The sequence below is a fragment of the Nonomuraea diastatica genome (assembly GCF_004349015.1).
GTDB lineage: Bacteria > Actinomycetota > Actinomycetes > Streptosporangiales > Streptosporangiaceae > Nonomuraea > Nonomuraea diastatica.
On sequence record NZ_SMKP01000102.1, the window covers coordinates 15,117 to 35,953 of the forward strand.

Below are 20,837 nucleotides of genomic sequence, written 5' to 3' on the forward strand. Positions count from 1 at the left end.
TTCACGGCGAGGGCGCTCATGTCCTGACAAGCGTCGCTAATACCCTACTGTCGGACCTTCCTTCCGCCTCGTTCATCGGCCGGGTCCCTTGGACTTGAGGCGCTGCGCCGCCACATTAACATCGTGTAAGAGGAGAGAGATGGGCATCTGGCCCGCCATCACGATCTGTGCGCTCGTGGTGATCGCCGAGGGTTACGACCTCATCGTGTACGGCGCGCTGCTGCCGTCCCTGCTGCAGGAACCCGGATGGGAACTCACCCGGGCCGGCGCCGGCACGCTGGGCAGCGCGGCCTACGTCGGCATGCTTGTCGGTGCCTTGGTCGTTGGCAGGCTCAGCGACCGGTTCGGCCGTCGGCCGTTCGTGCTCGGTTCGGTCGCCTGGTTCACTGTTTGGACGATCGCGTGTGGCATGGCGGGGACGCCGTGGCACCTGGGCGCCTTCCGGCTGCTGGCCGGGATCGGCATGGGCGCGGTGCTACCTGTCGTGCTGGCTCTGGCCAGGGAGCTGGCGCCGGCGGATCGCACCGGAGTCGTATTCACCGTCCTCATGGCGGGCCTGCCTTCGGGCGGCATGCTTGCCTCGCTGACCGGGCTGGTCGTGCTCCCCACCGCCGGCTGGCGCGCGATGTTCTTCATCGGCGGTGCCGCCTCGGCCATCATCCTGATCATGGCCTTCATGCGGCTACCCGACTCAGCGGACTTCAGCGACCAGGCGCCCGAACCGATCAAGCTCTCCGTGCTGTTCGCGCCCGGGTTACTGATCAACACGATGCTGTTCCCGCTGGCCAACCTCATGATGTTGCTCACCTGGTACGGGCTGAACACATGGCTGACCACGCTCATGCGTGACCTGAGCTACCCGCTCTCCTCGGCGCTGCAGTTTTCCACGATGCTCAACCTGGGCGCGCTGGCCGGATCCTTCGCGCTGGCCGCGCTGTGCCTGCATTGGGGTACCAGGCGGACCGCAGGGCTGGGCGCGTTGCTCACGAGCGTCGGCATTCTTGGCTGCGTGCTGCACCCGGACAACGCCGTACTCTTCCTTGGCCTGATCGCCCTCATCGGTGCCGGCGCCCACAGCGCGCTCAACCTGATCACCGCCTCGGTCGCCGACGCCTATCCGGCCGCCCTGCGAGCTTCGGCCATCGGTTGGACCCACGGGGTCGGCCGCATCGGCGCCATCGTCTCTCCCCTGTTGGGAGGGTGGATCTTGGCGGCCGGGCTGGGGCCGGCCATGGTACTGGGCACCTTTATGGTCACCGCGCTGCTGGGTTCGATGTTCATGGGCATGCTGAGCCTGAGGGGCCGCACCGCTGAGCTCAGCGCGGGCATGAGCGCCAAGGAGGCAAACTGACGGCGGCGAACAGCACGCCGACGACGTTCTCGGCGGCGCCGCAGGCTCCCGCTGGGCCATCAATGGACGGTGTTCGTCCTGGCCGTTGGGCAATGTCTGGTGAATGTCCGGATCCTGCCCTGGCAATGGTCGCGGTTGCTGGAAGAGACTGACGATATCCGTCACGCGCATATCGATGTGGCAGGGAAGCGACTATTCCCGGTCACCCACAAGGTTCTTCCCCCATTCCAGCCAACGGTTCCGCCGGACGCCTCCAGGGTCGAAGGCAACACGTTCCCTGTCACATAGGAGCCCCGGTGATCCCCGAACCCGCACCAGGCGCCACCCCCGGCCGACAGCGCGCCGCGGGAGAGCACGGGCGCTCACTCGGCCGGCGCACCGACGAGTACGTCGCCCGGTGATGAAGTTCTTGTCCGCAGCCGCCGCGGCCGAGACAGTGTCCGTCGATCCGATGGACATCGCCCTGCTGACCTGCGTGCTGGCCGACCACCAGCACACTGCCTGGACACTGGATCCTGACCTGGCTGCGGCCCTCGAATACGACGGGCTGGTCGTCGTGCAGGCCCTCCAGCTCTGGCTCCTGCTCGGCGCGGCCGACCCCGAGCTCGTCTACGGCCTGGACGGCGCCGAGGACGCCACGCACGAGCGGATGGACGTCCACGTCCATCACCGCCTGAAGGCCGCCCTGTATGCGCAGGCGCCACTGACCGCCGCGGCGATGAACGCCCTGGCGGACGCGGAGTTCATCCTCCGCAACGTCGGGGACTTGGGATCCCCGTGACGATGGCCAAAGTCCTGCCGCTCACAGGCGGCCCGACGCTGGCCGAGGCCGCCACCGCGTTCCTGAACCGCCGGACTTGGACGCCGACACCCTGCTGTGCTACCGGGTGAGCGAGCTGGCCGCAGGGCGGTCCACCGTGTTCGCACGCGCGGCGCGAAGAAGGCGTGGCCGTCGTACCGCTCGAAGGAGCCATCCGCCGATCACCTTCGCGGTGACGTGGCGCGCGAAGAACGGGTCACCGGTGCTGCGGCTGTTCATCGAGGGCCTGCGAGCCGGCTTGCAGTGAGAGTCGCGACGCGGTCGCGCGTCTGCGGCGGTGGTAGTCCATGGTCGCGATGCCCAGGGCGAGCCCCCAAGGGAGCCAGGCGAGTGTCGGAAGCCAGACGGCCCAGTTCTCCAGGGCGGCGCTCGGTCCGGCGGGCGTGAGCCCGAGCGCCATCGACAGAAGACCCCGGTAAATCGACAGCCCTGCCGCGGACAGAATGATCGCCGCCAGACCGCCGGGGATCACCACCAGAAGCACGGGCACCGGCCGGCAGGGCAGGATCGGGCTCCAGCGTGGCACGCGACTCCCCCACTTCTGGCGCAGGCCTAGTGTGAGCAGCGCTCCGGCGACGGTCATCGAGCCGAGAACGGCCTCCGTCAGACGGGCACCTGGAGCGGTGTACGGCCGCACGAATTCCTCCGACACTCCGACATGGATTCCGAGTGCCCAGGTCAACTGCCGGGCCGCGTACAACAGCGGAAGGACGACGGCGGCCAGCCACACCCGGCGTTCGCGACTGGACGGCCTCGCGCCGGCGGCGCCCGGCGGGCGGTCCGCCTGTGCGGCCCGCCACCAGGCGAACGCGCCGGCAAGGACGAAGATCTGGTTCGGCATCATCGGAGGAATGTCGCCGAAGCGCAGCATCAGCACATTGACCAGAGCGACGAGGAGACGGGCGTCCGGGACGGCCAGGAGCAGGAGGGCGGCGACCGTCCATGCCGATCGCGCGGGCCACATGGTCGTCTCGGACCTGCGGAACAGGCGGAGCGTGGCAAGGGCCAGGAGGGCGACGGCGAACACCGCGATCATCACCCCTGTCGAGCCGGGCGGCAGTCCCACGAGAAGGGCGCCCGCGGAGCGCGCGGCGACGGCCTCGGCGTAGGGAAAACCGGCTCCGCCCCTTGCCCAGTACAGACCGAGACCTCCGTACGATGCGGTCCAGATCGCTGCGGCGGCCCACCACAGGCCCGCCCGCTTACCCACGGCGATCACGTACGCGGCCTGCGCCGGCGTGACCGCCAGGCGAAGACGGCGAAGGCGGGCCCGCCGATGAGGGACCATGGTCCTGGCCCTGCCGGTTGGATGAGCAGTCCAGGTTCTCCAAGTGTGATCATCAGCGTCTGGAGGGTCAGGAGCAGCGCGGCGGTCCAGCAGAGCGCGAGAAGCGTCCGGCGCCACCGCTGGGGACCGCTGGTGCGCGTCAGCGCGAGAGCGGCTCCCGCGAACACCAGCGCCATCACCGCGATCGCGACACCGCCGAGCAGATAGGCGCTGACGGGCGTGTCCGGCGTGCTGAGGTATCCGATCGTGTAGATCGTCAGGTGCGCTGTCGCGAGACCTGTGGCCGTGCCGGCGGCCAGATATCCCACGGCCTTCGTGGCCGTGGATCGCGGTCTGAGGGTGGGGGCCTGGGTCATATGAGTCTCCACGTCGTTGGTGGCGGTCAGGGCGAGCCTGCCGGTGTGAGCCAGTCGCCGGCATCCACCTGGAGGCAGAGATGAGGTGCGGTCGAGGGGCGGATCTCTGACTGACGGCGGAGATGACGAATGGGGGCGCGTCATAGACTCCGCCGCATGAACGACAGCGGACACGCACGAGTCAGCGTGCTGGCCGGAGCCGTGTGCGCGACGCTGGCCGTCACGCTCGCGGCGTTCGTCTGTACGGAACCGCTCAGCGCGCTCGGCGCTAGTGTGTGCGTTGGCGCGGCAGTGCTGGCCGCCATCCTCTTCCATGCCCATCGTTCAACGACGACGACAGCGGTGCTGACATTCACAGCGGCCTCGGTCTCGATCGGGCTGACCTCGCTTTACTCTCCGCCCGCGGGATCGGCGGAGGGCGTGGCCACTCTTGCGGAGGCCTCTGGCCTGATCGTCCTCATCCTCCTGTCCGCCCGGTTCTTCCCGGTAAGGGCTGGTGTCGTCTGCTGCCTGCTCGCGGGCCTGGCGACCTCCGTGCTGGTGCTACGGCTGACAGAGATCACCTCCGTGTTGGAGGGCCTCGGCATGTCTCTGTTCGGAGGGGCGCTCGCCTGCGCCGCGGTGGTCGCCGGTGCTCATGGCCGCCGCCGGCATCACGTGCGTGAGCGGCAGGCCATCCAGGTCCGGCGGTCACAGCGCATCGAGCTGGCCAAGGACCTCCATGACTTCCTCGGCCACGAACTCAGCGGCATCCTGGTGCAGGCGCAGGCGGCGATCGCCGTCGCGGAAGACGATCCGGCCCAGCAAGGGGTCGCGTTGCGCGGTATCGAGGCGGACGCGCTTCGTGCGCTCTCGACGCTTGACCGTACTGTGCGTACGTTGTGGGGCGAGGGTGAAAGCGAATCTGCCCACGAATCCACTGCGCAGAAGAATGGCGTGCGACCGGCCGCCGAGCTCCGGGACCTACCGGAGCTGGTACACCGCTTCGATGACAGCGGCACCGCTCACACGGAATTGAACCTGGAGCCGGGTGTCGAGGAAATCGTCACTCCGGAGGTCGGGGCCACGATCTTCCGCATCGTGGTGGAGGCGTTGACCAACGTCCGTAAGCACGCACCAGATGCCACCACGGTCAAGGTGAGGGTCGCATCAACGTGGAAAAGCGCTATCTCGTACGTGACCGTTGAAGTGACCAGCGACCGCACGTCCGAGCCGGCGAATCCGCTGACCGCCGATTCCGACGGATTCGGCCTGATCGCATTGAGGGAACGGGTCGAGGTGCTCGGGGGGACGTTCTCCGCAGGGTTCGTCGAGCCTTCGCGATGGCACGTCAAGGCGTCGTTCCCCCGGGAGAAGGTGTCATGGGGACCAGAATCCTCATCGTAGATGATCATGAGCGGGTCCGTATCGGCTTCAGACTGATCTTGGATTCCCAACCGGACATGCATGTCGTCGCGGAAGCCGGCGATGGCGCGGAGGCTCTGCGAGCGGTCCGAAAGCATCGTCCCGACGTCGTGCTCGCGGACATCAGGATGCCGGCGCTCGATGGCCTCGAGCTGACTCGACGCCTGACCGGGCCGGAGGTCAAGGGCGCAGTCAAGGTGATCATCGTCACGACGTTCGAGATCGACGAATACGCCTACATCGCGCTGCGGGACGGTGCCAGCGGGTTCCTGCTGAAACGCTCCGGCCCCGCCCTTCTCGTCGAGGCGGTGCGCTCCGCGATGAACGGCGACACACTCATCAGTCCGCAGATCACCGTCCGGCTCCTGGAGCACTTCCGCCGTCAGCACGCGGGCACCGACGAGCCGCGAGAAACACCTCTGACGGAGCGTGAACTGGAAATCGCCAGGCTGGTCGCGCGAGGGCTCAGCAATACCGACATCGCGACGGAGCTGTTCATCTCGATCGGCACGGTGAAGACCCATGTCGCGAACATTCAACGAAAGGTGGCCGCCACCAGCCGGGTCGGAATCGCCGCATGGGCATGGGAGAACGGGCACATCCGGAGAACGGGATGACGGCGAGCGCCGCCGCCGTAGCCGTCGTTTCGCTGATGTGCGCAACGCGGCGGTCCAGCAGGGCGCGAGAAGCGTCCCAGACGGTATCCGCACCACGTGGTTCGACCCCGGACTGAACGCTGGAGTCGCGCCAGCCAGCCTCGTTCGACTCCACTCGCCCGCAGGAGAGGGCTCGGGCACGCTGACTCCCGATCAGCAGGCTATCGCCACCACATCCTTGGTTGAATGACAAGCTGAGAAGCTGTTCTGAAGCTCGACCTGCCGTATCTTTCAAACGTCGTACTCACCCATGATACGACGGTCCTGCCAATCCGCCAGAAAGGAGCTAACACGGGTGTACAGAAGGTCCAAAGCACTTGTCGCGACTGCAGTTGTCGGAAGTGGGCTGATTGCCGGTCTCGCTATCACCGGACCTGCCAGCGCATCGACACCAGCATCAAATGACAAAGCGAGCGCGACGTCTTCCTTCAATGCAGGAGAACGCCCCTCCGTCAGCGCAGGCTCACATGGGCCATACGTGACTCAAAGTCAGTGCGACCTCTGGAGAGGGGTCTATCCAGGTCTAACCAGCCGCTGTTTCTCCTTTGTTCCCGGCGAGTGGTACTTCATCGGCTACTAATACTCCAGCCGCACTTCGAGGTTCGGGCTGGTCGAAGTCCCGAACGTGAGACGGCCATCGCCGAGACCATGGGGTTGTGAAGCTCCAAGGTGACCAGACGATGGCCGTATCGTCCACGGTAGCTCGGGCCGGACCAGTGTGTTGGGACGATGCTCTGGACGAGTTGTTATCCCAACTGCTGGCACCGTTCTTCGGGCCGCGGTTACGGGCACGTGCCTGCCTGGAAGGGCTGCTGAGCGCGTGTTTGAGAAGATCATTCGTGTTCGGTGTGGCGGCGCGACGGACGGTATGGATACGGTGTGGATACCGTCGGGATGGCCGGGCGCCCCCGAATCGCTACCCTTCGGACTTGACCAACACGCAGTGGGAGCTGATCGAGCCGCTTCTGCCCCAGCCGAACACCGGCGGGCGTCCGGAGAAGCATCCGCGCCGCGTGACCGTCAACGCGATCCTGTACGTGGTGCGCTCGGGCTGCCCGTGGCGGTACCTGCCCACCGACCTGCCGCCCTGGCATACGGTGTACTGGTACTTCCAGCAGTGGGAACAAGCTGGCGTAACCGAAGCACTGCTGGCCGAGCTTCGCATCAAGGCCCGCCGCCAAGCTGGTCGCCAGGACGAGCCGTCAGCGGGAATCATCGACTCGCAACGCGTCAAGGGCGCCGACACCGCCGGCCGCGACAGCCGCGGCTACGACGCAGGCAAGAAGGTCAACGGTCGCAAGCGGTTCATCATCACCGACACCGCCGGCCTGCTCATCACCGTCACAGTGCTGGCGGCCAGTTGGCAGGACCGCGACGGCGCCAAGACCGCCCTGCTGGGGGCCTACCTGACCACCCCGATCCGGTACGTCTTCGCCGACCAGGGCTTCGCCGGATGGCGTTCGGCTGGCAGGTACTGCTCGACCCCCGCCCGCCGGACCTCGGGCTGATCAGCTTGTATGGAATCACCGTTGCACCCAGGGCGGGCAAGCCCTGGCGGGACAGGCCGAATGCCGCCGGTGAACGGCGTCGGTGAGCCGGGTGCGGGAGAACCGCATGCCCGGTTCGATGCGGCGGGAGCTGGATGTCTGCCCGAACGTGTCTGTTCCTGTCTGGAAATCCCTAGTATTCGAATCGATTTCGGCGAGAAAACGTCAATAGACGGGCATTGCTGCTTAAATAGCACCAGATCGAAGAGTGGCTTCATTCTCATGCACCACGATCTTGGATGCGGGCCCCGGTTGTTGCCCGCAAGGGCAGATGTCCCATTAATGTCCTATCGATGTCCTACCAAAATTAGTTATATGAGCTAAACTATTTCACAAGTATGACGAAAGGAGGCGGTTATGGCGAGGAAGCTTGCCTACCGGGTGGCCACGATGCTGCGGTTGAATAAGAGCAAGATGGGTGGTCGTTACTCCTGGCACGGCTGACTAGGCTTTCGAGAAGCGGTCGGCTGAGCGCGGGAAGCTCCTGCGCTCAGCCGATCTGCCCATCCGGCGATCGATTGAAAGGGCGGAACGGCGGATGGCTGCGCCGAAAGGAATGCCCGGTTCGGTCCAGCGCCTGCTCGCCGATGATACATACGACTATGAGTGCGACCGGCTCGGGTTCATCGCGCGACGTCAGCGAATAGTTGGCGACGTGTTCCGATTCAGCACGAGCACCGTTGTCGTGTCTCACCCGGAACTCATACACCACGTGTTCTTACGAACTAACACCGACTTCCGAACCGAGGGAGGGCTTTTCTCGGGCATCCGGACAACACGTGACGGGCAGGAACGGATCACCGAGTCCATCATGGCCGCCCGCAGGAAGGGTTGGAGAGGGGTCAGCAGGTCGGTCTGCGCCACACGCGGCGCAGACTTCCTCGACGTCCTAGACACCTTGATCCGCGGCTTCAGCGGTCGGCCCGTCGAGGTTCTGCCAACAATGAAGAAGTTCTTCACGTTCGCACTCGCCGACCAATGCCTGGGAGGCAGGGGCGAGAACGTCACCAGCATCGCCGAGGCCTACGACGCCAGCGCGAACGCGAACCTTCGACTCATGAACAGTTCGCTTAGCTTGCCGAGTTGGCTCCCGCTACCAATTGTCCTGCAGGTCAAGAAGACGAGACGCCAGGCGATGTCGCTCCTCGAACGTCACGTGGCGGCTCGGCTCGCCCTGCCCGTTGATCGGCCGGCGCTTGACCTCCTCGACGTACTCGTAGCATGCCACGGCCCTTTTCTCGATACCGCGGTCGTCGTGCGGCTCCTGGACGTCGTTCTTCGTGCTTCGCAGCCAGGCGCGGCTGTAGCTTGGGCGGTTCGGCAGCTCGCACTCCGCCCCGATCATCTGGAAAAGGTCCGCGCTGAGGGAATAGTCGTCCGAGAGGTACGCCGCGGCCGATCCTTTGAGGCCTCGGACCTTCCCTACACCACGGCCTATCTCAACGAGTTGCTACGTGTCTACCCGCCGACATGGCTCATGGGGCGGTGGGTCCACAGGGACACCACACTGTCCGGTTTCGACCTCCACCGAGGCGAGCAGGTCATGTTTAGCGCCTATCACCTCCACCGAGACCCCAGATGGTGGGACAACCCGGATGAGTTCCGGCCGGAACGCTGGCTGGGACAAGATCGTCCGTATGCTGGGCGCGCGTATATTCCATTCGGGGCCGGGCCGCGCCACTGCTTCGGCAACCAGCTCAGCATCACTCACTTGACCCTCGCGATCGCATGGCTCGCTGATGCCTACGACATCGAAGTGCTCAACTCCGCTGCGGCACGGGAGGTGCCTGGGGCTCTGTTGACGCCTCGTGGGCTCAAGGCTCGCTTCCGGCCACGCCGGTGAACACTCGGCCCCGAGATTCAGGTAATCGGCACGCGATAGCGGGAGGCCTGAATTTCGTAGAGCGCACGATAATGACCCGTGGGATCAGCAAGAAGTTGCTCTGGATTGCCGCTCTCGATGAGGCGGCCCTCATGTAGGACATGGATGAGGTCCGCATGCCTGACGGAGGACATCCGATGAGTGATCAACAGGATGGTCTGGCCGGAATCGGCCAGCGCGCGGATTTGTTCGAAGACGCGTTCTTCAGCCTTGGCGTCAAGAGCCGCGGTGGGTTCATCGACAATGAGGATGTCGGCGTCGCGGTAGTGGGCTCGCGCGATGCCGAGCCGTTGCCATTGACCGCCGGAGAGCTGAACACCGCGCCGAAACGTGCGGGTAAGCAAAGTCTGCCAGCCATGCGGCAGGTCCTTGATGAAGTCGGCCCCAGCGCGTTCTGCTGCCGCTGCCAGTCGGGATTCGCTGACTGGCATATCGCTGCGTGAGATGATGACGTTGGTTCGAGCTGTGAGCGGCCAGCGCACGTGGTCCTGCTGAACCAGGCCGAAGCGCCTAAAGAGGTGCGCTCGGTCTGCTCCTGCGGCATCCACCCCGTCCCAGACGATCCTGCCACTATCGGGCAGGTAGAGGCCGCACAGGAGCTTGGCGAGAGTGGACTTGCCGCTGCCGTTCTCCCCCACTAGGGCGACGATCTGACCGGTGGGGATGACCAGGCTGACGTCTTGCAATGCCGGGCCGCTCTGACCTACCTCGGGGTAGGTGAACGTGATGTTCTCCAGTCGGATCTCAGATACCGGGGCGGGCAGGCGGTGACCACCGACAGGGATCAGGTGGTTTGCTGACTCTCGCAGCAATCGGCGCAGGTCGGCCACATGGAGGGATTCGCGGTACAGCAGATTGACCTGGCTGACCAGGCCGGTGAGAGTGCCGGCCCCCTGTCGGATGGCGATCACAGCGGTGCCTAGGCCGGCCAGGGCGAGTGCCGAGGTCCATAAGAGACCTGCCAGCACGGCGCAGATGGCGACTGTCATCAATCCGGTCAGGGCGGCTGCGGTCAGCTGTAGTTTGGCACTCACTCTGGCCAGACGGTCTTGTTCGGCCTCTGCGACCTTCGCTAGAGAGGCGTGATGACCAAGGAGGAAGGGGCCAACGTCGTGGACGCGGATCTCAGCGGCGGCGTCGGCGTCGGTAAGGAGATCACACAGCAGGTCGGCGGCCCGGTCGTGCTGCAACCACCGTTGGTAGGACTCGTAGCGATGCCGAGCCGTGGTCAGCCCAGCCCATGCGCTGGGGAGAACCATCACCACCAGCATCACCGACAGCAGCCAATGCAGATGGATAAGTACACCGGTCATCGCGATGAGGGATAACAATGACGTGAGCACGAGGACGGATTGGTCCATCATGCGACTGGCGGAACTAGCGCCAAACCGTGCGCTCTCGAGCAACCGATGGAAATCGTGATTCTCGATGGCGGCCATCTCCACGCGGCAGGAGCGCTCCAGGTATTTCTGACGAACGAGCCGTTCCACCCGTGGGCCGAGCGGCCCGCTGAATCTGGTGGATACTGCGTTGCTAAGCGCTGCGGCGGCGGATGCGATCACCACCAGCGTCACCGCCGGCACCATAGCCCGGAGCCGCTCGGGCATCTCGCCCCCGGCGAGTAGTGCCGTCAATGCCGCGTTGAGGGCCAGTAATCCGATCACGCGGGCGATACTGCCACCAAGCTCGGCCGCTACCACTGCGACGACTGCCTTGCGGTCGGCCTCCCATGCAAGGCCGACCGCAAGACGGAGAAGCAGCGGTAGGGCCGCGAGTGACCGGACGACTCCGAGTTTGAACCAGGCATCGTGGGCTTCGGTGGTCCGATACAGCAGCCGACCGCCGAAAAGTTCCTTCTCCGACGCTGACTTTTGCTCATCGCCTGTGGTGGCTTGTGCCCTCCGGTTCGTGCGCTTCATCCGCTCGCCTCCACGCCACGCGCAACGACGCGCTGGCTCTGGACGACCAGCGTCCAGAGCCAGCGACTTGCGTAATTCAGCAGCCGAAACAAGGGCTGCTAACGCATCTGACGCTTACTGTCTCTCCCGGAGCGCAACCGCACGTAGATTGGGATTTAGTGGGGCCGTTGCAGCAGGTGACATAGCCGGTCACGCCAGCGGTGATATCGATGTTGCTGGTGATCGCGGAGATTCGAATGTCCAGGTCGAAGATGTCTTCATCGGTCAGTGTCGAAACTGGTGATTGCGTGCTCACTCTGCCGCCTCTCCTGTAGTTTTCTTTATGAGGTTGTTCGGATCCTCTTTGTTGGAGTTTGCTCGCGCTCCGTTTCACGGTTGACTCCGCTTCGCTGGACGGCCGCGGATGGCTCGCTGCGCCATTCCCCAGAGACCGAAGCAATTGCGCTCTCGCTCTCCATCGGCTCCCAGAAGTCGATTAGCCTGCATGTGGATCAGGCTCTCGACGATACGATCCTCACTCCCGGCGAGCAGGCCACATTCCGCGAGGCGTCGCACCGATTTAGCGGCCATCTGGACTTCTGGGTACTGCAAAGAAAAGATCGGGCCCAGTTCCGTCTTATAGGCAGCCGAACGTGGATCTGGACGAGATTCACCTGGCGCCAATACTTCGCATAGCAACGGCCGGAGTTGCCGGAACCGCTTCCTGTTCGCATCCGACAGCCGTGATAGCGCCTGCGCCGATCTGCGGTCGGACGACGGCGGCCTTCCCCAGGCGTCAAGGAGATTCTGCATAGCCGCGACACACAGGATTTCCATGTCGAACTCGCTGGGCCGTGTGTGGGCAAGTCGTACCAACTCGGCGGAGACCTCGCTGTTGCGGAAGAAGACGTTCTCCAAGGATTCGATGGCATGTGAACCGCCGTACCTTTCCACCTCTCGGTCGTAGCTCGCGAATGTCAGATCGTTGGCCCACTTCTCCTCGACCAGTCGGCGGCCCCAGGCGGCGCAGTGCAGCAGGAGTTCGCCGGCACGGTCCGCAGCGGCAACCCGAAATCGCAGCCGTAAGTGCGCGAGCGGGTCGGCGTAGCGAATATAGAACCATTGCTCGGCCAACCCCGTGCCCTTAAGTTCGGACAGGAGGGACAGGAGTGGTCCGCCGATGATGGCGTCGTGTAGTTCCAGAGCTGAGTACAGCTTGAGGTGAACCCATTCGCCTCCTGGCATCCAGCGGCGCGTCACGCCTTGTGACGACTCCGGTAGTCTGCTGCGATCATCGGACAGGTCCTTGTGTGGTTCGCCAAGCCGTAATGGCACCGTGAGTTCGGAGTGATAGCGACGTCCCGCACGGTCCCGAAGCCAGAGCCCGTCCGCATCTGGGAGCATCTCATCAACAGTGAGATTGCGCTGCCATGCTTGCCGTTCACAGCGTCTGACTACACGAAGTAATTCGTCCACGCCGAGCGGATGTTCGAGGTCCAGCAGGAGGCGGTTGTCGAAGTCGGTGAGATAGACATGACGTGGGACCCGCCATCGGACCCGCCATTCTTGACACGCATGGAAGAACTCGTCCAGCGAGGCATAAGAGCTTGCGAAAGTCCTCTTCGAAATTGTCCAGCGTGCCGGACTAACGACAATTCTGCCTCTTGTGAGCCGAGGGAGGGCTGGCGCGTCGCTCAGCACCCCCCAGTCAAATCTGGTCGTGGCTGTGAATCCATCTCCGGAAAACTCCAGCAAGGCACGGCATTCGTTTGGCGCGAACATAGAAGACAGTGCATGCGCCTGACTCACGACGAGCCGTTTCCCGCGGCTTGCCGAACGCAGGTAGAAATTGGTGGAGTTTGCCCCGAGCAGGATGTCTTCGAGGGAGATCTGGCGATCCGGTGCTAGGTTGGGTGGCGCGTTTACCGAAACCTCGTACTTACGTACATCAGGATGAATCGAGACGTTGAAACCAAACCAGTCAGGCGCCGCATAGTTGAGTTCGGCGAACATGGCGTCCGGCTGCAGGCGCTCTTCTTCCCGTAGATGTGAGCGCATTTTTGGGATGATGCTGTCGTCGAGTAGGTCGAAGAACCTGCCGACGCTGTGCAGCCCGCCGTTGTAGCCGAACGTACCCAGAACGATTCTCCACTGACCGTCGTTGATTGCATCAACGCTGTGGGCGGCGATATGGAGGTACAGGTCGAGAGACGTTCTGGGCGCACATCGAGGGTCATCGGGACTCCATACAGTGAGACCAGCGAACCAGTCGTCAGTCAACTCCACCTCGGTGAGTTCATGCCGGGATGAGTGGGCAACCAGTTCTGTCAAGGCGCGATCCCGCTTGGCCGACATCGTCGTGTCCTCATGCGACCATGGCAGCGGTAGGTGGCGCGGCGGCAGTTCATAGGTGCTGGGTGGTCCGATGCCGGTCTCAGATCGCAGCACGTCGAGCAGTGGGAGTTCGGAGTCCATGCCGTAGGCTTCGACGAACCTGTGATGGTAGTTCACGATGTGGACGGGGCGTGGTGACACACAACCGAGCCTCATCAGTATCTCCGCCGCCGCTGCCGCCTCCGTTGCAATGTCCTGTGGGAGTTCGACCTCGGCGGCGAGCGCCGTGTCCAGACGGTAGGTCTGGCCCACGTGCCCTGGTGTCAAGGCGCGCTGGGACGCGACCAGCTTGTCGAGTACTGCGGTATCCACAGCACCCGGGCGAGCATCGACCTCGGCGAGGAGTCTGCTCACGTCGGCCAGCCCCTTCACGGCTTCCGATCTGACGCTGTGTTTGTCGAGCTGCTCTACAAGAGATTGGTCCGGCCGAGGAGAGGTTCGTCGAGGTTGCAAAGCACACAAGATCACGCCTGAGTCCCACAGTTGGTCGATCAGATTCCTGATCTTCTGCCTGCTTACCTTGGGGAATTCGGCGGCGACGCCGGCCAGCAACTGTCCGTATGTAAGGTTGCGAGCGGCCAATCTCAGCGCGACCACGACCGCCCGGGTCAACCTGATCTCCGCTCTGTCTCCAGCGTGACCAGGTGTACTGTCGGGCCGGAAGAGGATCAGACGTCCGCCGGCCTCATACGCGAGGTCGTTCACACACACGGGCAGCAGCTCACGTGACTCCTCCTCGGCTTCGATCTCCCGCATCACCGCGCGCAGCCAGCCCATGTCGGGCCGCGTGCGCGTCAGCTTGACTGGATCTTCCTCTAGCGCCGCCTTCGCCTCGGAGGCGAAGGTCCCCTGCGCGACCCCGGCGAACAAGCCATGTGGTGTGGCACGCGTTGACATGCGCGTCAAGTAGCGCAGAAAAGCTGAGCCTGGTCGGGCCCCATCGGCGACTTCGCGTCCCATTTCTCGCAGGGAGGCGCTGACGCTGGGGCTCGCTACGTGAATCGCCTGCCGGACCCGAAGGGATTGCGTGAGAGGCCGCAATCTGCGGCGTCCTTCTGCACGCCGGTTCGCTAGCCATGCCTCGGATGTCTCAGTAGGAAGCGAGTCGCTACCTTCTGCGAGGGCATCCAGCGTATCGGCAGGCAGGATTGGAGCTCGCAGCACGAAGAAGTCCGCCGCTACGTATAGCGACCCGCTGCCTGGCCCTGTGTCGGGTTGTCTCTTGTTGTTCGGCTCTACCATGATCACTCGACCAGTAGGGCCCGGGCCCACTGCGGGTCTACGGGCGACGCGACCGACATCAGGGCAAGTGCCACACCTGCGGCCCCCTCCAAGAGACCCGGACTGTCATGAAATAGCCCGCGTTGCCCGCCGACTGCCGTGCCCACGACTTGGAAGGGTCGGTAGTCTCTCGCGACAAACGGCGAGCGAAGATCACACCAGCGCAGGAGCTCCTCAGCAAGCATGACAACTCCAGCCCTCACCGCCTCGGAGTCGGTGCGTAACGCAAACTTGCGGCAGATCAGAAGCAATCCGGCTATCCCGTGACACAGGCCGGGGGACAGCGGCATACCCCCGTCCTGAACGCGTAGGAGCATCGCCTCGACCCCTTTCACGGCGACGATTCGCAGGGACGAATCCTCGAGCGCCTCAGCCGCATCGAGCAACGCAGAGCAGATCCCCGGGCCGCCGTAACAGTAGGCAGCTCCCGCGATAGGCGCCTTCTGCGGGGCGATGGCTCCCGAATCGTCGAAAGGCATGAAACGCGGCCAGACCAGCCCCCATTGGTCCTCCTGCGCAACTTCGATCAACATGGTGGCCAATACTCGTATCGCGCACTCGACCCGCTGATCACGATGTCCAGCTGTCCATGCGTGGCTCAACGCCGCCATCGGGCCAGGTATCCCGTGTGCCAGTCCGAGATCGACGTAGCCGTAGAGATAACGGTCAGGAGACCGATCCCGGGGCGGGTACTTGTCGCGAGGAATACGCCAGCCCTGCCAGGGATCCCTGTTCCCTATCGAACACAGGTCGAGGAGGTCATCCACAAGAGCCTGCACACATTGCCGCGCAGTAGGATACTTGTCTATTTCCGAAAGGAGACAGCCGAGTATTCCAGAACGTCCGGATATGACATCGTAGCGACCCCAATAGAGTTCGCCGACCGGCCACTTCGTCAGGCCGTTTACCTGTTGGACGAGCTTGTCCCGAAGAGAATCGAGAGTGTGTACATATCGGCTGTCGTCGGCGGCCAGATGACTGATGACCATCGCCAGTCCAGCGATGCCATTCGACAGTCCTATCGCGTCGATCGGCGTGTGTTGTGTAGTGGCTACCGCATGGCGTAGCCAACTCCCGGCGTGCATTCGCCATTCGGCGGCGTCCTGCCGGAATACGCGCGATCCATGAGAGAACGCCATCGCCATGCCTGTGGCGCCACCGTATATCGATACCCCATCCGACCAGATGTCGAGATCCGTTTCGCGGCGCGCCACCACGACGGCCTCATCGATTCTGGCCTTGTCGGTGAGACGCGTCATAATAGTTCGGGCCGTCGAGAGGCATCGTGCACTCAACTCTTCTGGCAACAAATCAGCATCGGACATAATTTACCTAACCGTCGGCCAGGTTGTTCGATTTTCTTTGCGAGATAAAAGCCAGTACGTGACGAGTAGATTAGCCGACGATTGCATGTTTGTAGCCTAATCGCGACCAGAGCTGGAGTACAGGACAATACTCGGACATTTTTCGGACGTTTACGGCTTGTCGGACGCGGACGGTGTCCCCAGCCGCCAGGTAGCGGAGTAAGAGTACACAGGTTGAATCCGTAGGGTCGGTCATGGTTCTGCTGGGGTATCGAGGGTGAGTCCGGTCCCAATGCCGTTTAGGTAGCGATCTTGCTGGTAGCCTCGCCCGGTGATCTTGTCGGGTGACCCGGCGGGTGGTTCGGGGCGGTTGACGGATTCGATTGCGGTCGGCGCGCTGACATCGCTGATCCCTCGCAGGTCCTGGACGCGGCCATAGCCACGCAAGGATGCCGGGAGCGTCGCATTCGTAAGCTGCCCGCGCACGTGGTCGTATTGCGCTGTGCCTCCACCCGGACGACGACTACGAGGAGGTCGCCAAGAAGCTGGCGGGCGTGCTGGCCCTGGTGCCAGGGGCGCACTGGCAGGCGCCGACCGGCGGGGCGATCAACCAAGCCCGTCAGCAGCTGGGATCTGAGCCGGTCAAGGAGGTGTTCCAGCAGGTCCCCCGGCCTGCGGCGACCGAGTCGACGCCGGGCGCGTGGCTGCACGGCCGGCGGGTGATGGCGATCGACGGGTTCGTCGTGGAGCTTCCCGACACCGAGGCGAACGCCGCCGAGTTCGGCCGCGACAGCGCGGGCGGGTACGAGACCGTCTTTCCGCAGGCCCGGGTGGTGGCCATCAGCGAGTGCGCGAGCCACGCCATCGTGGCCGCCAACGTGGCGGGCTGCTGGGCCGGCGAGCAGACCCTCGCCTTCTCCCTCTATCAGCGGTTGACCGAGGAGATGCTGCTGACCGCTGACCGCGGCTTTTACAGCTTCCCCGCCTGGAACGAGGCCCGACGCAGTGGTGCGCATCTGCTGTGTGCGGCCCATGTTCCGCGTAGTTCAGTGGGCTAGAGATGCAAATCAAGGTTCTGAGCTGGGCTGACATGGTTGCGGCCGCCGGGAGGGCGTTTCTATAGGCGGTGGTGTTCGGGCCGGTCAGCAAGGTGTGGGCTCAGGAGGGTTCGGCGCCTGCTCAGGCGACACGAGGTGCAGCAATGGTTCTCCACTACTAGGGGTTGCGCCGCCCCCGGAAGGCTGTGCCGTCGTTGTGGCACCCCACGCGCGTAGATGGCCTGGAGTTGCAAAGTACAGGCGTTCAGCATGTCGGGCCTCCTTCCCGGAGGTCGGCATTGACTGTGACGTGGGGCTCGGCCGCGCCAACGGCCTGGGCCCCTTCGTCATGATCAACGCTAGACCAGATCATCTCCGATGTTGTAATGGCGAGTTCGGAGGCCCTCCGCTTAAACGAGAACGAGGCCACGCTACGCGGGCGTGACCCCGTGTCGGAGAGGGACACAGTGTCCCTTAGAAGCGGCCTTACCTTCCGGTAAGCGCCTGGGCCTACGGCCATGCCGACCGTCTCGCGATCTTCGCTAATGATCTCTCTGTAGCGAACGCTGGCGGACGGACTCGGGGTTCTGAATGGGGGGCCGGGTCCAGGAGCGACACAGGTCGCTCCTGGACGCTCCCAGCGCCTCGCGGTCGTTAAAGGTCCTCTGAGAGGCGGCGGTAGGCCCGCACGGCCTCCAGTTCCTGGTGGGAGACTGTGTCGTGGTGCTCCAGGAACCAGTCGCGGATCAGTCGCATGGGCTGGGTGCAGTTGACGTAGCGGCGGGCGCCGTTCACGGTGATCGGCACCGTCAGCGTGTCCCCGTCGTGGGAGGACATGACCGTCAGGCCGATGATGAACCGGCGGCGGGACTCCAGCACGGCGGCCGCGGAGGTGACGAGCATTAGCCGTTCGCGGTCGATGCCCTTCGGGCTGTAGAGATAGATCCCGCCCGAGGTGAGCGGGATCACGCGGCGCCCCGCTCCCGGAATTCGTCGTCAGCTGCGGCGGCTTCGTGCTCGTCGGCGAGCGCTTCGGCGAACGCCTCGTCCGTCTCGGCCGGCGCGCCCGTGGCGATGGCGTAGTAGATGACGGCCTTCTCGACCCAGGCCGACTTGCTCAGCCGGTCGTTCTCGGCGCCGGCCTCGATGAAGGCGTGGGCGATGTCGCTCAGGCTGTAGGAACCGTTCTTAGTCGTAGCCATACTCGTGATGGTAGCTTGCATGGTGGCCACACTACTAGCGCGGCTATTAGTGACGCTGGGAAACTCATCGAGCTTTTATTACCGGGAATCGCCGGGTAGCGCAGACCTGCCCATTGCCCGGCAGGGGAGGGCGGGGCCGTGAGCCTACATCTGCCGGTACTGCTCCATCTGCTCCAGTTCTTCCTCGGTCACGTCACGCAGGAACCACCAAATGCGCTGCGGGCGCTGATGCAGCAGCACCTGATCGAGCCTGTCGAGCCCTCCGACAGGAAGGGCGCGCCACGTGCAGCCGTTGTCGACGATGTAGCGGATCGCGTCCACGATCTCCCGGCGGGAATGGGCTTCGGGACGGCCGCCGCGTTTGGGGCGGCAGGCCGGTGTGGGCAGCAACGGCTCGAGGAGCGCCCATTCGGCGGCGGTGGTGTCGGACGGGTAGCGGCGCCGGCGCATGGCTCAACCCCCAGACGGTGGTGCACGAACTACGGGGACGCGCAGGAGGGCTGGATGCGGACAGCCCCGCGACCGGCTACCGGTGGGTCGCTGCCCGCTGACCTCGACAGCACCCGGCGCAGATCGACCGCCCGCAGCAGGCCGGTGAGCGGCGACCTCGACCGGGATGGCTTCGCCGACCATCACCGCAATGACTTCGTCTGGGCGCTGATGTCCAACACGAGCAGGTCGGTGGCCATACGGCCGGCCTCCAGCAGGGCGAGTACATGTGCCGAACTCCGGTGGGTTGACCGTCGTCCCATGCCACTCTCCTCTCATCAAGTGGCACAAGAATCCGGTGATCCACCTCTACTCAACCCGGGACACCCCACTCTCACAGCGTCGGATCGGTGTCAGATCGGCGTCACAACTCCCACTGTCGGTCGCTTGAGTCGCTGTCCCACATGAACCCACCGAACGACCCGAGAGTGTGCCCAGCCAGGGACCGTACGGACCCCAGGCCCGATGACGCCCACCTCACCCGAGTCGCTCAACACGCCCGCCAGCGTCGGATCGGTGTCAGATCGGCGTCACAACTCCCACTGTCGGTCGCTTGAGTCGCTGTCCCACATGAACCCACCGAACGGCCCGAGAGTGTGCCCAGCCAGGGACCGTACGGACCCCCGGCCCGACGACGCCCACCTCACCCGAGTCGCTCAACACGCCCGCCAGCGTCGGGGTCTCCGTACGTAGCAAACGGCGGAAATTCAACGGATTAAGGTCTGACCTGTGAGGTCTCGCGTTCCACGGTTCTTTTGATCCCCGCTGCGGGGAGGCCGAGAGAATTACGTGAAGTGCTAGTCGAGGACGCGGTCGACGACGGCAGCTTGCTCGGCTGTGCCGGCGCGGAAATACCGAGGCGAGGTGTCGAGGGAGGCGTGGCCGAGGAGGGCCTGGACTTGAGCGACGTCGGCACCGCCTTCGCGCAGCCGGGTGGCGTAGGTATGGCGGAGCCGATGGGGGCGGAGGCCGGGGAGCTTGGCGTCGGCGCCGACGGCCGCCACGACCTGGACGATCCCGGAGATGGTCAGGGCTCCGCGCTGGCCAGTCCACAGCGGGCCGGGTTGGCGGCCGCGGATGTCGAGCCAGGCGGAAATGCGGTTTCGAGTGCGGCGATCCCCTGGGTGATGGTGTTGGGCGCGGCCCGGCCGTTCATCCGGCTCCGGCGCCAGGCGGTGACCGCGGCCTCGGCGCCGACGACGTCGGCGAAGGCGTCCTCGTGCTCGGCCGGGGCCGGCCAGCCACCTCACGTAGGCGGCGGCCTGCCGCTTGTAGGCCTTGACCGTGTTCGCCGACAGCTTGAGCTTGCATCGATCGAGGTGACGGTGCACCGCGGTCAAGGCCTCGCGGGCGGCTTGGCCGACGTCCCCTGCCGGTCGGAGCAGGATGACGTTGCGGGGATGGGCGCTCACTTCACCGCTCCACGCTGGCGGTCAGCGCGTGTCCGGTGGGTAGGATGCCCGCGTCGCGGTGGCCGCTCCAGCCATCGTCGGCCGCCGGAATGATCAGCTCGGTGATGCGCGTGGCGTCGAACCCTCGCGGCAGAATGAGCCGACCGGTGTGTTGGCCGGCGCCATTCGGGTCCTCCCGTACCTCCAATCCCATCAGGGCGCGCAGCAGCTTGATGCGCGGCATCGGTCTGGTCCAGGAGCGCGTCCACCTCGGGCTGCCCGGTCCGGCGCCGGTCTGGATCCGTCATCGATGACCGCTCCCTATTATCCGCTGAGTTTCGGCCCCGGCCTCCACTGGCCCGGCGGCGTCGTTATCCGCTGAGATTCTCGCCACTCTCAGCGGATAATTCAGCCTTAGAGGTCGCGCGGATTGGTGAGGATCATCGGGGTCGAGGGGGACGTGTCTCCCAGCGGTGAGTGATCCATGCGCGGCGGATGAGGTTACGGACGATGATGATGGTGTCAGCCAGGTCGAAG

Annotated in this window: 16 protein-coding genes and 1 pseudogene; 7 read left to right on the forward strand and 10 right to left on the reverse strand. The window is 64.5% G+C overall.

Going from position 1 to position 20,837, the window contains the following annotated elements; translation table 11 throughout:
* Positions 1 to 139 precede the first annotated feature (139 nt).
* Complete coding sequence (locus E1294_RS30710) at positions 140 to 1,351, forward strand: MFS transporter (RefSeq protein ID WP_281284535.1); 1,212 nt, start codon at positions 140 to 142, stop codon at positions 1,349 to 1,351.
* Positions 1,352 to 1,751: 400 nt separating this feature from the next.
* Complete coding sequence (locus E1294_RS30715; RefSeq protein ID WP_132514188.1) at positions 1,752 to 2,132, forward strand: hypothetical protein; 381 nt, start codon at positions 1,752 to 1,754, stop codon at positions 2,130 to 2,132.
* A gap of 235 nt (positions 2,133 to 2,367) precedes the next feature.
* On the opposite strand, the gene E1294_RS30720 is transcribed toward E1294_RS30715, so the two are convergent.
* Entirely contained in the window at positions 2,368 to 3,390 is a 1,023-nt protein-coding gene (locus tag E1294_RS30720) for a hypothetical protein (protein ID WP_132514190.1), read from the reverse strand.
* Complete coding sequence (locus E1294_RS30725) at positions 3,387 to 3,815, reverse strand: hypothetical protein (protein ID WP_132514192.1); 429 nt, start codon at positions 3,813 to 3,815, stop codon at positions 3,387 to 3,389. The genes E1294_RS30720 and E1294_RS30725 overlap by 4 nt, the downstream gene beginning before the upstream one ends.
* Positions 3,816 to 3,971: 156 nt before the next feature.
* Between E1294_RS30725 and E1294_RS30730 the strand changes: the two genes are divergently transcribed.
* The 4 genes from E1294_RS30730 (at position 3,972) to E1294_RS30745 (ending at position 9,265) form a co-directional block, all read left to right on the forward strand.
* Positions 3,972 to 5,201 carry a sensor histidine kinase gene (locus E1294_RS30730; protein ID WP_165977558.1) on the forward strand — a complete coding sequence of 410 codons (1,230 nt, stop codon included), beginning with the start codon at positions 3,972 to 3,974 and terminating at the stop codon, positions 5,199 to 5,201.
* Entirely contained in the window at positions 5,177 to 5,836 is a 660-nt protein-coding gene (locus tag E1294_RS30735; protein ID WP_132514196.1) for a response regulator, read from the forward strand. The genes E1294_RS30730 and E1294_RS30735 overlap by 25 nt, the downstream gene beginning before the upstream one ends.
* A 968-nt stretch (positions 5,837 to 6,804) precedes the next feature.
* On the forward strand, positions 6,805 to 7,383 hold the full coding sequence (locus E1294_RS30740) for an IS5 family transposase (protein ID WP_165977559.1): 579 nt from the start codon (positions 6,805 to 6,807) through the stop codon (positions 7,381 to 7,383).
* A 577-nt stretch (positions 7,384 to 7,960) separates the two neighbouring features.
* On the forward strand, positions 7,961 to 9,265 hold the full coding sequence (locus tag E1294_RS30745) for a cytochrome P450 (RefSeq protein ID WP_132514200.1): 1,305 nt from the start codon (positions 7,961 to 7,963) through the stop codon (positions 9,263 to 9,265).
* Positions 9,266 to 9,282: 17 nt separating this feature from the next.
* Here E1294_RS30745 and E1294_RS30750 read toward each other — a convergent pair whose 3' ends face one another.
* The 3 genes from E1294_RS30750 to E1294_RS30760 form a co-directional block, all read right to left on the reverse strand.
* The gene (locus tag E1294_RS30750) at positions 9,283 to 11,223 is read right to left on the reverse strand and encodes an ABC transporter ATP-binding protein (RefSeq protein ID WP_132514202.1); all 1,941 of its coding nucleotides are present in this window, start codon (positions 11,221 to 11,223) and stop codon (positions 9,283 to 9,285) included.
* A 369-nt stretch (positions 11,224 to 11,592) separates the two neighbouring features.
* Positions 11,593 to 14,838, reverse strand: coding sequence for a lantibiotic dehydratase (locus E1294_RS30755; protein ID WP_281284536.1), 3,246 nt, complete (start codon positions 14,836 to 14,838; stop codon positions 11,593 to 11,595).
* Positions 14,839 to 14,840: 2 nt separating this feature from the next.
* Positions 14,841 to 16,202, reverse strand: a complete 1,362-nt coding sequence (locus E1294_RS30760; protein WP_132514206.1) for a lanthionine synthetase C family protein — start codon at positions 16,200 to 16,202, stop codon at positions 14,841 to 14,843.
* A gap of 479 nt (positions 16,203 to 16,681) precedes the next feature.
* On the opposite strand from E1294_RS30760, the gene E1294_RS30765 reads away from it, so the two are divergent.
* The gene (locus tag E1294_RS30765) at positions 16,682 to 17,239 is read left to right on the forward strand and encodes a transposase domain-containing protein (protein WP_281284537.1); all 558 of its coding nucleotides are present in this window, start codon (positions 16,682 to 16,684) and stop codon (positions 17,237 to 17,239) included.
* A gap of 633 nt (positions 17,240 to 17,872) precedes the next feature.
* Here E1294_RS30765 and E1294_RS30770 read toward each other — a convergent pair.
* From E1294_RS30770 to E1294_RS30790, 5 genes and pseudogenes are all read right to left on the reverse strand, one after another.
* Positions 17,873 to 18,187: a hypothetical protein gene (locus E1294_RS30770; protein WP_132514210.1), complete on the reverse strand. Its 315-nt coding sequence runs from the start codon at positions 18,185 to 18,187 to the stop codon at positions 17,873 to 17,875.
* Positions 18,184 to 18,420 carry a hypothetical protein gene (locus E1294_RS30775; RefSeq protein WP_132514212.1) on the reverse strand — a complete coding sequence of 79 codons (237 nt, stop codon included), beginning with the start codon at positions 18,418 to 18,420 and terminating at the stop codon, positions 18,184 to 18,186. The genes E1294_RS30770 and E1294_RS30775 overlap by 4 nt, the downstream gene beginning before the upstream one ends.
* Positions 18,421 to 18,687: 267 nt before the next feature.
* Positions 18,688 to 18,870 (reverse strand): annotated as a pseudogene (locus E1294_RS30780) (transposase); the annotation flags it as partial.
* Between the two features lie 836 nt (positions 18,871 to 19,706).
* Positions 19,707 to 20,321: a tyrosine-type recombinase/integrase gene (locus E1294_RS30785; RefSeq protein ID WP_132514214.1), complete on the reverse strand. Its 615-nt coding sequence runs from the start codon at positions 20,319 to 20,321 to the stop codon at positions 19,707 to 19,709.
* A 1-nt stretch (position 20,322) separates the two neighbouring features.
* Complete coding sequence (locus tag E1294_RS30790; RefSeq protein WP_132514216.1) at positions 20,323 to 20,544, reverse strand: hypothetical protein; 222 nt, start codon at positions 20,542 to 20,544, stop codon at positions 20,323 to 20,325.
* Between the last annotated feature and the right edge of the window lie 293 nt (positions 20,545 to 20,837).

What these genes read in the sequence shown, in the direction of transcription:
- E1294_RS30710 (WP_281284535.1), top strand. Translation starts at nt 140, where the DNA reads ATGGGCATCTGGCCCGCCATCACGATCTGTGCGCTCGTGGTGATCGCC.
- E1294_RS30715 (WP_132514188.1), top strand. Translation starts at nt 1,752, where the DNA reads ATGAAGTTCTTGTCCGCAGCCGCCGCGGCCGAGACAGTGTCCGTCGAT.
- E1294_RS30725 (WP_132514192.1), bottom strand. Translation starts at nt 3,815, where the DNA reads ATGACCCAGGCCCCCACCCTCAGACCGCGATCCACGGCCACGAAGGCC.
- E1294_RS30730 (WP_165977558.1), top strand. Translation starts at nt 3,972, where the DNA reads ATGAACGACAGCGGACACGCACGAGTCAGCGTGCTGGCCGGAGCCGTG.
- E1294_RS30735 (WP_132514196.1), top strand. Translation starts at nt 5,177, where the DNA reads ATGGGGACCAGAATCCTCATCGTAGATGATCATGAGCGGGTCCGTATC.
- E1294_RS30745 (WP_132514200.1), top strand. Translation starts at nt 7,961, where the DNA reads ATGGCTGCGCCGAAAGGAATGCCCGGTTCGGTCCAGCGCCTGCTCGCC.
- E1294_RS30750 (WP_132514202.1), bottom strand. Translation starts at nt 11,223, where the DNA reads ATGAAGCGCACGAACCGGAGGGCACAAGCCACCACAGGCGATGAGCAA.
- E1294_RS30755 (WP_281284536.1), bottom strand. Translation starts at nt 14,838, where the DNA reads ATGGTAGAGCCGAACAACAAGAGACAACCCGACACAGGGCCAGGCAGC.
- E1294_RS30760 (WP_132514206.1), bottom strand. Translation starts at nt 16,202, where the DNA reads ATGTCCGATGCTGATTTGTTGCCAGAAGAGTTGAGTGCACGATGCCTC.
- E1294_RS30775 (WP_132514212.1), bottom strand. Translation starts at nt 18,420, where the DNA reads ATGGCTACGACTAAGAACGGTTCCTACAGCCTGAGCGACATCGCCCAC.
- E1294_RS30790 (WP_132514216.1), bottom strand. Translation starts at nt 20,544, where the DNA reads ATGCCGCGCATCAAGCTGCTGCGCGCCCTGATGGGATTGGAGGTACGG.